Raw genomic sequence first — 11,392 nt, 5'->3', positions numbered from 1 at the left:
GGGGTCCACCATTCTTGCGCGTTTGGCGGGGGGGGGGGTGTTGTTTGGGTGGTGGGGGGGGGGCGGGGGGCCCCCCCCCCCCCCCCCCGTGGGGGGGGGGGGGGCCCCGCCCCCCCCGCGCCCCCACGGGTGAGGGGTATGTCTCTGCACCCACCGATCTGAATGTGAGGATGCAGACCCCTCATCCGGCGCTTCGCGCCACCTTCTCCCACAAGGGGAGAAGGGAAGAAGACCTACGCGACTGCCCTTCGGCCGATGATGGCGAAGCGCAGTTTTCCCGAGACGAAATCGATCGCGGCGACCGCGACCAGGATCATCAGGATCAGGAACGACACCTTCTGCCATTCCAGCACGCGGATCTGCTCGGCGAGCTGGAGGCCGATGCCGCCGGCGCCGACGATGCCGATGATGGTGGCCGAGCGCGTGTTCGACTCGATGAAATAGAGCACCTGCCCCGCGATCACGGGCAGGACCTGCGGCAGCAGACCGAAGCGTATCTCGTGCAGCGCGCTGCCGCCGGAGGCGCGGATGCCCTCGACCTGCTTCTGGTCGGCGCCCTCGATCGCCTCCGAGAACAGTTTTCCGAAGGCGCCGAAATCCGACACGGCAATGGCGAGCACGCCGGCAAACGGGCCGAGCCCGACCACGTTGATCCACACCAGCGCCCAGATCAGCGTGTCGACGCCGCGGATCGAATCCAGGAAACGTCGCACCGGAAAGCGCAAGATTTTCGACGGCACCACGTTACGCGCGGCAAGAAGACTGACCGGCAGCGCGAACACCGCAGCCAGCGTCGTGCCGAGCAGCGCGATCGAGAGCGTCTCGCCGAGCGCCTTCAGATAGATCGGCAGCGACGAGCCGGGATCCGGCGGGATCATCAGCAGACTGATCCAGCCGAGCTGATTGAGCCCGTTGATGAAGCGCGACGGCGAAAAATCGAGATCGACGAGGCCGTAGATGAAGATGGCGAACGCCGCGACGATCATCGCGGGGACGGCAACCCGCGCCGAGGCGGGGCGGTGGAACACGTCCGGATAGCGCGCGCGAAGCGCCACGGTATCGATCTGCTGCGGTGCCGTCACGACCGCGCCTCCTTGCCGAACAGCCGGCCGCGCAGCCAGCCAGTGCTGATGTCGATGATGAAGACCGTGACGATGATGGTGAGCAGGATGGCGCTGACGTCCGAGTAATAGAACTTGCGGATGGCGACGACGAGCTCCTGGCCGATGCCGCCGGCGCCGACGAAGCCCATCACGGAGGCCTCGCGGACATTGATCTCGAAGCGCAGCAGCGCATAGCTGGCATAACCCGCGGTGACCTGCGGCAGGATGGCGAAGCGCATGCAAGCGAGCCAGCTCGCGCCGGTCGAGCGGATGCCTTCGACCGGCTTCATGTCCGCGTTCTCGACGATCTCGGAGAACTGCTTTCCGAGCGCGCCGGTGGAGTGAATCGCAATGGCCAGCACGCCCGCCATCGGTCCGAGTCCGAAGGCGATCACGAAGATCAGCGCAAACACGATGCCGGGCACCGTGCGGGCGAATTCGAGCAGGCGCCGCACCACGAAGCGCAGCCAGGGCGCGGGCGAGGTGTTTTCAGCCGCGAGGAAATTCAGGCAGAATGCAAAAGTCGCGCCGATCAGCGTGCCGACATAGGAGATCAGCAGGGTCTCGCCCAGCATCTTCAGCCATTTGCGCCAGCCCCAGAGCCATTCGCCGACATCGGTCCAGACCCGCTGTCCGCTGTCGAGTGTGAGGATGCGGTCGAAATAGCTGAGGAAGTTGCCGAAATACGTGAAGAGCGTACGCAGGTTCACTTCCGCGCCGATCGCGGCGAGAACCAGCGCTGCAGCAAACAGCGCGGCACCGAGCAGAAGGCGCAACCGCTTTCGCGCGACCGCCCGGCCATAGGCGGCATTGAGCACGGCCAGCTGCTGCTCGGGGAGGATAGAAACCGCGACTGTCATCTTATCAGGGAAGTGGTCGATCAAAAGAGAAAGAGCCGGGTCCATCGACCCGGCTCCAGTGAAATCGCCCCGAGATCAGGACGCCTTCTTCTTACGCAGCGCATCGACGAACTTGATCAGTTCGATCGTGCCATCCCAATCCTTGGTGGTGGCGGGGTGAAAGCCCTTCTTCTGGCCGTCGGAGAGACGGTCGAAGGCGGCCTTGTCCTTGGCCGGCGCATCGAAGAACGCCTTTGCGATCGCAGCTTTGGCGTCTTCCGGCAGATCGGAATTGTAGGCATAGGGGCCGTTGATGATCGGCGCCGACTTGTGGATGATGCGGAAATCGTCCTTCTTCATCGCCGAGCCGTCGGCGTTCTTCAGCATGTGCTTGGTCAGCATCTGCGCCAGCGTGGAATCGTCGTCGCTGGTCCACTGGTTGGCGGCAACGTCGACCGTGCCCTGTGCCAGCGCCAGGATCGCGTTCTCGTGGCTGCCGGTGAAAACGACCTTGCCGAAATAGCTGTCGGCGTCCGCGATGCCCATCTTGTCGAGCTCGAAGCGCGGCACGTTGTTGCCGGAGGTCGAATTCGGGTCGACCAGGCCGAGGTTCTTGCCCTTGAGCTGATCGACGCTCTTGTAGGGACTGTTCGCCTTGACGAAGAACACCGAGTAGTAGCCGGTCGAGCCGTCCGCGTTGATATCGTTGGCGAAGGCGTCGGTCTTGACGCCGGTCAGGCGGGCGCGGGCGAACGACGCCGAGCCGTAGCTGGCGATGTGGATGTTGCCGGCGCGCTGGCCTTCGATCACCGCGGCGTAGTCGTTGGCGATCCGCAGCGTGACCTTCACGCCGAGCTCCTTGGAGAGATAGCTCACGAAGGGCGCCCAGCGCTCGGTGACCCCGGAGGCGTTTTCGGCCGGGACGACCGCGAAGGTCAGTTCGGGATATTTGGCCTTCCAGTCCTCGGCGGAGGCTGACGTCGTGAACGCGAGCGCGGCGGCGCCGGCAAGAATCAATCTGCGAGTGATCATGATACCCTCTTCATCGGTTGGGGTCGGTTGACGCAAAACTGGTAACTATCGATGCGGCGCCACTCAGGCGGCCGCGGCCGTTCCAAGCGCCGGGATGCCCTCGGGCGCCGGCACAGGTGCACCACCCATGACATCGGTGGCTTCGAGGTCGTAAAGCTCGCGCGCAACGTGCTCGGTCAACTCGGCCGGCGCGCCGTCGAACACCACACGCCCCTGCGCCATGCCGATCAGGCGGTCGCAATAGCCGCGCGCCAGGTCGAGCGAATGCAGATTGCAGAGCACGGTGATGCCGAAGTGCTTGTTGATGCGCAGCAGCGCATCCATCACGATCTTGGTGTTGCGCGGATCGAGCGAGGCGATCGGCTCGTCGGCGAGGATGATGTCGGGCTGCTGCACCAGCGCGCGGGCGATCGCCACGCGCTGCTGCTGGCCGCCGGAGAGCTGGTCGGCGCGCTGGGCCGCGAGCGGGGCGATGTCGAACTGCTCGAGCGCGGACATCGCCAGCGCCTTGTCCTGCTCGGGCCAGGTTTGCGTCAGCGAGCGCCAGGCCGGCATCGTCGCAAGCCGTCCCATCAGGACGTTGGTGAGGACATCGAGCCGACCGACCAGATTGAACTGCTGAAAGATCATCGCCGAGCGCGCCCGCCACTGCCGCAGCTCCTTGCCGCGCAGCGCGGTGACGTCGAGGCCGTCGAACAGGATGCGGCCCTGCGAAGGGGCCGCAAGATGGTTGATGGTCCGCAGCAGGGTCGACTTGCCGGCGCCGGACCGTCCGATCACGCCGACAAAGCCGCCGGGAGAGACTTGAAACGAGGCACCGTCCACCGCGGCCTTCACGCCGAAGCGACACGTCAGACCTTCAACCACCAGCATGCAGGGCTCCAGAGTAGCTGGGATCCACCGCTAACGCCGGCGCTTGACACTTGTGTGACACGGACATTGCGGTGCGGCGATCCTACACACGTCATCCACTGTTCTTGCCCTGTCATCGCGTCGTCATGACATTGTCATCAAGCCGCTCGAAGAGAAACGCCCGCCCTCTCGTTCGGATGCAACATGGCCGCCAAAGCTCTTTCGGTCCAGCCGACTGTCGATCCCTCGGCGAAGCTGCACGACGCCAGGCTTGGGGCCTATACCGAGGTCGGCGCGCGCACAATCCTGCACGAAGTGACGATGGGCGATTACTCCTATGTCGTGAACGACGCCCAGATCACCTACACCACCATCGGAAAATTCTGCTCGATCGCGGCGATGACGCGGATCAATCCGGGCAATCACCCGATGCACCGCGCCACGCAGGCGCACTTCACCTATCGTTCGAGCGCCTATTTCGAAGGCGAAAGCGACGACACGGAATTCTTCGACTGGCGGCGCCAGCATCACGTCCATATCGGCCATGACGTCTGGATCGGCCATGGCGCGATCGTGCTGCCGGGCCGCAACATCGGCACCGGCGCGGTGATCGCGGCCGGCGCCATCGTCACCAAGGACGTGCCGGCCTACACCATCGTTGCCGGCAATCCGGCGCGCATCGTGCGCCGCCGCTTTTCGGAAGACATCGCCGGGCGGCTCGCCAGCCTCGCCTGGTGGGACTGGGATCACGACAAGTTGCGTGCAGCACTGCCCGATTTCCGCAAGCTCGGGATTGAAGATTTCCTCGCGACATATGAAGCACGAGGACGTTCTCTCAACAATTCTCTCAACAATTCTGTTGGCAGCAAATCAAGCGCGGTCGCGTGACAGACATTTTCCTTGAGGGCGGCCGGACCCTGATCGGCTCCGAGCTGGTCGAAACCTCTCTTGCCCTGTCCGGCCAGGACATCACCGAGATCGATGCATCGCGCAGCCGGGCACCGCTGGCGATCGACGCGCGCGAGCTGCTGGTGCTGCCGGGCATCGTCGATCTGCATGGCGATGCCTTCGAGCGGCAGATGATGCCGCGCGCCGGGGTCGACTTCCCGATCGACGTGGCGCTGGCCGACAGCGACCGCCAGGCCATCAGCAACGGCATCACCACGGTGTTTCACGCCACGACCTGTTCGTGGGAGCCGGGCCTGCGCAGCGCTGACAATGCGCGCGGCCTGATGGAGGCGATCGAACGGCAGCGTCCGCAATTCGCCGCCGACACCCGCTTTCACCTGCGCCACGAGACCTACAATCTCGACGCCGAAACCGAGATCAGCCAGTGGCTCAGCGAGGGCCGCGTCGACCTGTTCGCCTTCAACGACCACATGGACGGAACGGTGGGGGACATGGCCAAGCCCCGCAAGCGCAACCGCATGGTGGAGCGTACCGGCCTGTCGGGCGAAGAATTCGATCGGCTGGTCGGACACGTGCTTTCGCGCGCCAGCGAGGTCCCGGCTTCCGTGTCACGGCTGGCTGCGGCGGCCCGCGCCGCCGAGGTTCGGATGCTCTCGCATGACGATGCGACGCCGGCGGTGCGCGAGGGCTTTCGCGCGATGGGCGTGGCGATCGCTGAGTTTCCGATCAACGAGGAGACGGCGCGGGCGGCAGCAAGCCACGGAGACGCCATCGTCTACGGCGCGCCGAATGTCGTGCGCGGCGGCAGCCACACCGGCTGGACAAAGGCATCCGACATGATCGCCAAAGGGCTCTGCTCGGTGCTGGCCTCGGACTACTACTATCCCGCGCAGCTGCTCGCTGCGTTCCGCCTCGCCGCCGATGGCGTGCTGCCGCTGACCGAGGCCTGGAGCCTGGTCTCCGCCGCGCCCGCGCGCGCGACGGGTCTTGCAGATCGCGGCGTGCTCGCGGAAGGCCGACGCGCGGACATTCTGCTGGTCGACGACAGCGTGCCGCTGCGGCCGCGGTTGATCGCCGTGATATCAGGCGGCAAGCTCGTACATCTCACCGACGCGACACGGTTGCTTGGCATGGCAGCTACCCCGCGCGAAGCTGTCGTCGCGGCATAAACCCGCTATGCTCGAACGATGACAAATTTCCCCCGCTACGCGATCTATTTTGCCGCAGGCAGCGACAGCGCCCTCTCCCGCTTCGGCGCGGAGTTGCTCGGATACGATGCCTATACCGGCAACGAGCTGCCCTTTCCCGCCGAGGCATCGCATCTCGCGCCGGACTGGCGCGACATCACCGCAGATCCTCGCAAATACGGTTTTCACGGCACGCTGAAGGCGCCAATGGCGCTCGCGCCGGGCAAGACCGAAGCGGAGCTTTTGGCGGCCTGCGCGACCTTCGCTGGCGAGGCGCGGAAGATCCCGGTGATCCGCCCTATCGTCGATGCCATCAGCGGCTTCATCGCGATCATTCCGGCTGAGCCGGTCGGTGCGCTTCAAGAGCTCGCCGCCGATTGCGTCCGCGCGTTCGACGGCTTTCGCACCGCCCTGACGGCGGATGATCGCGCGCGTCGCAGGCCCGAGAAGCTCAGCGAGCGGCAGCGCGACTATCTCGATCGCTGGGGCTACCCCTACGTGATGGAGGAATTCCGTTTCCACATGACGCTGACGGGGCGGCTGGACGCGGAGCGCCGCGGCCCGATTCTGGAGATGCTGCGCGCGCGGTTCGCAGCGCTCAGGCTGGAGACGCTGGTGGTCGATCGCATTGCGTTGTTCAAGCAGGATGATGCGGGGGCAAGGTTTCGTATTATGGACGAGTGGGTGCTGGCGAGATAGCCGACACCGCTGCACATTCCCGGCGTCGTCCTGGCGAAAGCCAGGACCCATTACCCAAGGGAGCCGTCGTGGTACGAGCCCGAAGCCCCGAGTATCCGCCAAACGACATCCTGGGGTAATGGGTCCTGGATCTGCGCTCCGCTTCGCTGCGCTTGTCCAGGACGACGGCGGAGTTATATCGCGACCGCCGGGCAGACAGCTCCTTACTTCCCCCACCGCAAAGCCAGCGCATCCCGTTCTTTCGCGAGCTCCAGCAGCCCTGCCCGAGTCGCCGGGTGCAGCGGCTGCAGCGGATGCCGTACCGTGTCCGACTTGATCACGCCGCCGGCCTGCATCATCGCCTTGCAGGCGATCAGGCCGCATTGGCGGTTTTCGTAGTTGATCAGCGGCAGCCAGCGTTCGTAGGCGGCTTTGGCCTCTTCACGCTTGCCAGCGAAATAGGGATCGACGATCTGGCGGATGCCGTCGGGATAGCCGCCGCCGGTCATCGCGCCGGTGGCGCCGGCATCGAGATCGGCGAGCAGCGTAATCGCTTCCTCGCCGTCCCAGGGACCCTCGATATCGCTGCCGCCGGCCTCGATCAGGCTGCGCAGCTTTGCAGCCGCGCCCGGCACCTCGATCTTGAAATAGCGGATGTTGGAGAAGTCGCGCGCCAGCCGCGCGAGCAGCTCGACCGATAGCGGCGTGCCGGCGACAGGCGCATCCTGGATCATGATCGGAATATTGATCGCGCCCGACAGCACCTTGAAGAATTCGACGACGCCTTTCTCGGGCACGCGGAAGGTAGCGCCGTGATAGGGCGGCATGACCATGACCATGGCGGCACCGGCCGCCTCTGCCTGCTGGCTCCGCGCGGCGCAGACGGCCGAGCTGAAATGCGTGGTCGTGACGATCACGGGAACCCGGCCCGCGACATGCTCCAGCACCGCATGCATCACGGTCTCGCGCTCGGCATCGGTGAGCACGAACTGCTCGGAGAAATTGGCGAGAATGCACAGACCGTTCGAGCCGGCATCGATCATGAAATCGATACAGCGGCGCTGGCCGTCGAGGTCGAGCTCGCCGCGCTCGTCGAAGATGGTGGGTGCGACCGGGAACACGCCGCGATAGGGGCGCTGGGCCTTGTGTTGAGGCGTGACCGGCATCGAACTCTCCATCCCTGATATCTCGTACATCTGCCGCGACGCTCGCGCAGCGTCACAGATGTACCCGCCGCGCGCATCGGCGGCAATGCCGATCGCGCGACGCAGGGATGGAAGATTGTCGGTGCTATGCGGTCCTCACCGCGCCCAAAAAGCCCTCGACCGCCACGCGGAGACGATCGGCGTCGGCGGACATTTTCGTCACGGACACCGACAGCACCGAACCGGCATTGCCCGTTTCCTGGTTCAGCCTGGCGACGCTGCCGATGGTGTCGGTGACCTCGCGGGTTCCCTGCGCGGCCTGCTGGAAGTTGCGGGAGATCTCGGTGGTGGCCGCGCGCTGCTGTTCGACCGCGGCGGCGATCGCCGTCATCTTCTCGTCGATGCCGCCGATCGCACCGCCGATCGCGCGGATGGCGGTGACCGCCTGGCCGGTGGCGCCCTGGATCTCCGCGACCTGGCGGGAGATCTCTTCCGTCGCCGTCGCCGTCTGCGAGGCGAGGCTCTTGACCTCGCCGGCGACCACGGCGAAGCCGCGGCCGGCCTCGCCCGCGCGTGCGGCCTCGATGGTGGCATTCAACGCCAGGAGATTGGTCTGCCCCGCGATGGCGTTGATCATCTTCACGACCTCGCCGATGCGGCCAGCGGTCTGATCGAGGATCTCGACCGTCGCATTGGTCTGCGCTGCCTGCGACACGGCTTCGCGAGCCTCGCGGGCGCTGGCCTGCACCTGCGCGGAGATCTCGCCGACGGACGCCGAGAGTTCTTCGGTCGCGGCCGCGATAGTCTCGAGATTGTTGGTGGCCTGTTCGGCGGAGGACGAGACCGCCGCGGTCTGGCTGCTCGATTCCGAAACCAGCGAGCGCACGTCGGTCGCGGTGGCATCGAGCTCCTTGGTCGACGCCGCAACGCTATGAATGACGGCCTGCACGGTGTCGTCGAAACTGCGGCAGGCCGCATCGACGGTGCCGGAGCGGGCGAGCTGGAGCGCCTGCTGCGATTCGCGCTCTTGGCCCAGGCGTTCCGCGGTCGCAGCGCTCTCGCGCAGGCTTTCGAGCGCGGCCGCCATGGTGCCGAACTCGTCGGGATACCTGGATTGCGGAACGGGCGTCGCGTAGTCGCGGGCGCTGATCTTGGCGATGGCGTCCAGAATGGCACGCACGGGGCGCATGAGGCGGTTGCGGACCACGTACACGCCAGCCAGGGTCACGGCCAGCGCAAGCAGGAACGCGAGCGACTGCACGACGAGATTGGTGAGCGCCTTGGCCTGCACGGTCTCCGCCCGCGCGATCGACTGGTCGAGCGCCTTGTTCGCAACCGCGACAATGGACGCGAAGGGTGCCTGACACAACGTATTCCATTCCGAGGCGGGCATCGCGGGCTTGCCGCTGCCGTCGAAATTCTTGGTGAGGTCCCCGATCTGCTTGAGGGCCCCGTCGGTCTTGGCCTTCGCGTCCGTCGCTGCCGTCACGAGCTCCGCCGCCACGTCCGGCGCAGCCAGCAGCTCGGCCATGCCCGCCCAGCCGGAGGCGATCGTGCCATCCCATTGCGCCACTGACCGCTTCTGAGCGTCGTCGAGCGGCTTGCTGGCGTTGACGTTGGAGCGAAGCGACGAACAATGGATGCCATAACGGTCGCGCACCTGCCAGGCGAAGCGCCGGACCTGGATCATGCGGGCGATGAAGGGGTCGTTCATCCAGGCACGGTTCGACACCGCGGTGGAGGCCAGATTGGCCGTTTCGATCACCTTGGTGACGCCATCGTACCAGGAATTGGTGCGCTCGATCTTGCGCTCCGCGCGCGGACGCTTGGCTTCGTCGTAGAACAGCTGGAATTGCGGCGCGGCGGCGCTCCAGCCTTGCTTCAATGTGCCAGCGAGTTCGTCGCGGCGGGCGAAGTCAACGGTGGCAAGCGCGGCGCCGATGGCGTCATAGCCGCCCTGCTCGGCCTTCTCCGCCGCCTCGAGTTTTGCCCGAGGGTCGTCCTCACCGAGGATCGCGCTCTGCGCATCGCCGCGATTGTTGCGCAGCGCCAGCACGCCATGGAAGATCGTCTTGTCGGCGGCGGCAAGCCGCGCGGTCTCGAGGCTGTCGCTGTGGCGGCCGAACGCCCCGACCATCTGGATCGCCGTGGAGGCCAGCGCACCCGCGGCCAGCAGGGCCATCAACGTCAGGAGAAGCGAACTTACCGATTTCTTAAACATTGCCATGGTGTCGGGGGCCTGGGTCGGGGGCCTATTCTTCGAGCGCCACCTTGCCCCGCGACATGCCAATGTTCCGTTAAGTTTAATCGAATTGCTGTGAGCACCCCCCGGACGAGGCTCGGTGCCCCCATATCACGCAACCTTGGTGAAATCCGGCGGGCGGCGTTCTGCGAACGCCGTGAAGGCCTCGCGGGCCTCGGCGGTGCGCAGGCGCAGTCCGAACTGCTCGCCCTCGGCATTCATCTGTGCGACCAGCGCCTCGCCATTGCGCATCAGCTTCTTGGTGGCGGTGAGCGCGCCGGCCGGCTGACGGGCAAGACGCTGCGCCAGCGTGAGCGCCTCGGCATCGAGCCTGTCGAGCGGCACCACGCGGTTGGCGAGCCCCCATTCCAGCGCGGATTTGGCCGGCACGGTCTCGCCCAGCGCGAACATCTCGTAGGCCCGCGCGTAGCCGATGCGCGCCGGCATCAGCAGGCTGGAGGCGGCTTCCGGCACCAGCGCGAGGCTGACGAAGGGCGTCGACAATTGCGCGTTGTCGGCAAGCACGACGAGGTCGCAATGCAGCAGCATCGTGGTGCCGACGCCGACGGCGCGGCCCTGCACCGCGGCGACCAAGGGCCGGGTGCAGCGCGCCAGCGACTGGATGAAGCGCACGACGTTGCGGCTGCCTTCCGACTTGCCCGCCGCGACTGCGGCGAATTCGCCGACATCGTTGCCGGCAGTGAACATGTCGCCTTCGCCGCGGATCAGGATCACGCGTGCCGACGGATCGTGCTCGGCGGCTTCGATGGCGTCGGCGAGCTTGCCGTACATCGCATCCGTCAGTGCATTCTTCTTGTCGGGGCGCGCCAGCGTGAGCGTGAGAATTCCACTGTCGTTCTGGATCCGGACGTGCTCGGTCATCAGTCTCTCCTCTATTCCTCTGGATCTTTCGAAAGCTCTGTTGAAAGCTCTCTTGAAGGTTCTCTTGGAAACTTGTCTTGAATGCTCATCAGCCAGCGCGCGACGATATCGATCTCCGCACTGGTGAACCCGTCCGTCAACGCCGCGTTGACCTGTGCCGCGTTGGCCTTCGCCTGTCCGAGCGCTGCACGGCCCTTCGGCGTCAGCCAGACGCGCCAGGCGCGCCCATCCTCCCGATCGGCCCGCCGCTCGATCAGCTTTACAGCTGCCGAGCGATCGACGAGGCCGGAAATGCCGGCAGGCCCGAGATCGAGTGCGGCACCTGCCTCGCCCATCAGCACGCCGTCCTGCTTGCCGAGGATAAACAGGAGTCCTGCCTGCGCCGGCGTGACCTCGCTCGAAGGCTGTGCCGCCATCCAGCGCTGCACACGCCGCTGCGCAACGCTCAGCAGGTAGATCAGCCGATGATGCCCCGCGCCCGCCGCTTTATTTCGCATGCGAAATAGATAATGGGACGCAAGGC

11 protein-coding genes are annotated in these 11,392 nt (G+C 65.8%); 3 read left to right on the top strand and 8 right to left on the bottom strand.

Annotation, left to right across the window (positions count from 1 at the left end):
* Nucleotides 1-233: 233 nt before the first annotated feature.
* The 4 genes from phnE (AC0L2J_RS28375) to phnC form a co-directional block, all read right to left on the bottom strand.
* Nucleotides 234-1,082: a phosphonate ABC transporter, permease protein PhnE gene (gene phnE / locus AC0L2J_RS28375; protein WP_007615544.1), complete on the bottom strand. Its 849-nt coding sequence runs from the start codon at nt 1,080-1,082 to the stop codon at nt 234-236.
* Nucleotides 1,079-1,963 carry a phosphonate ABC transporter, permease protein PhnE gene (gene phnE / locus AC0L2J_RS28370; RefSeq protein ID WP_035974504.1) on the bottom strand — a complete coding sequence of 295 codons (885 nt, stop codon included), beginning with the start codon at nt 1,961-1,963 and terminating at the stop codon, nt 1,079-1,081. The genes phnE (AC0L2J_RS28375) and phnE (AC0L2J_RS28370) overlap by 4 nt, the downstream gene beginning before the upstream one ends.
* A gap of 75 nt (nt 1,964-2,038) precedes the next feature.
* Nucleotides 2,039-2,974, bottom strand: coding sequence for a phosphonate ABC transporter substrate-binding protein (gene phnD / locus AC0L2J_RS28365; RefSeq protein ID WP_063994193.1), 936 nt, complete (start codon nt 2,972-2,974; stop codon nt 2,039-2,041).
* Nucleotides 2,975-3,037: 63 nt separating this feature from the next.
* Complete coding sequence (gene phnC / locus AC0L2J_RS28360; RefSeq protein ID WP_473395191.1) at nt 3,038-3,847, bottom strand: phosphonate ABC transporter ATP-binding protein; 810 nt, start codon at nt 3,845-3,847, stop codon at nt 3,038-3,040.
* Nucleotides 3,848-4,030: 183 nt separating this feature from the next.
* On the opposite strand from phnC, the gene AC0L2J_RS28355 reads away from it, so the two are divergent.
* The 3 genes from AC0L2J_RS28355 to AC0L2J_RS28345 are packed head-to-tail and all read left to right on the top strand — an operon-like array spanning nt 4,031 to nt 6,621.
* Entirely contained in the window at nt 4,031-4,714 is a 684-nt protein-coding gene (locus AC0L2J_RS28355; RefSeq protein WP_473395190.1) for a transferase hexapeptide repeat family protein, read from the top strand.
* The gene (locus tag AC0L2J_RS28350) at nt 4,711-5,904 is read left to right on the top strand and encodes an alpha-D-ribose 1-methylphosphonate 5-triphosphate diphosphatase (protein WP_473395189.1); all 1,194 of its coding nucleotides are present in this window, start codon (nt 4,711-4,713) and stop codon (nt 5,902-5,904) included. The genes AC0L2J_RS28355 and AC0L2J_RS28350 overlap by 4 nt, the downstream gene beginning before the upstream one ends.
* Before the next feature lie 18 nt (nt 5,905-5,922).
* A complete protein-coding gene (locus AC0L2J_RS28345; RefSeq protein ID WP_473395188.1) occupies nt 5,923-6,621 on the top strand; it encodes a DUF1045 domain-containing protein in 699 nt (232 codons plus the stop codon).
* A 203-nt stretch (nt 6,622-6,824) separates the two neighbouring features.
* On the opposite strand, the gene AC0L2J_RS28340 is transcribed toward AC0L2J_RS28345, so the two are convergent.
* The 4 genes from AC0L2J_RS28340 to AC0L2J_RS28325 all read right to left on the bottom strand — a co-directional run bounded on the left by AC0L2J_RS28340 (nt 6,825) and on the right by AC0L2J_RS28325 (nt 11,366).
* Nucleotides 6,825-7,766 carry a dihydrodipicolinate synthase family protein gene (locus tag AC0L2J_RS28340; protein WP_473395187.1) on the bottom strand — a complete coding sequence of 314 codons (942 nt, stop codon included), beginning with the start codon at nt 7,764-7,766 and terminating at the stop codon, nt 6,825-6,827.
* A gap of 124 nt (nt 7,767-7,890) precedes the next feature.
* Complete coding sequence (locus AC0L2J_RS28335) at nt 7,891-9,972, bottom strand: methyl-accepting chemotaxis protein (RefSeq protein WP_473395186.1); 2,082 nt, start codon at nt 9,970-9,972, stop codon at nt 7,891-7,893.
* Nucleotides 9,973-10,098: 126 nt separating this feature from the next.
* Nucleotides 10,099-10,869: an enoyl-CoA hydratase gene (locus AC0L2J_RS28330; RefSeq protein ID WP_473247438.1), complete on the bottom strand. Its 771-nt coding sequence runs from the start codon at nt 10,867-10,869 to the stop codon at nt 10,099-10,101.
* Nucleotides 10,870-10,880: 11 nt separating this feature from the next.
* Complete coding sequence (locus tag AC0L2J_RS28325) at nt 10,881-11,366, bottom strand: MarR family winged helix-turn-helix transcriptional regulator (RefSeq protein WP_007615571.1); 486 nt, start codon at nt 11,364-11,366, stop codon at nt 10,881-10,883.
* Between the last annotated feature and the right edge of the window lie 26 nt (nt 11,367-11,392).

The sequence above is a fragment of the Bradyrhizobium sp. MV1.5 genome, assembly GCF_055807615.1.
The sequence above is the reverse complement of the archived record's forward strand: the minus strand, read 5'-3'. Positions and strand labels throughout refer to the sequence as shown.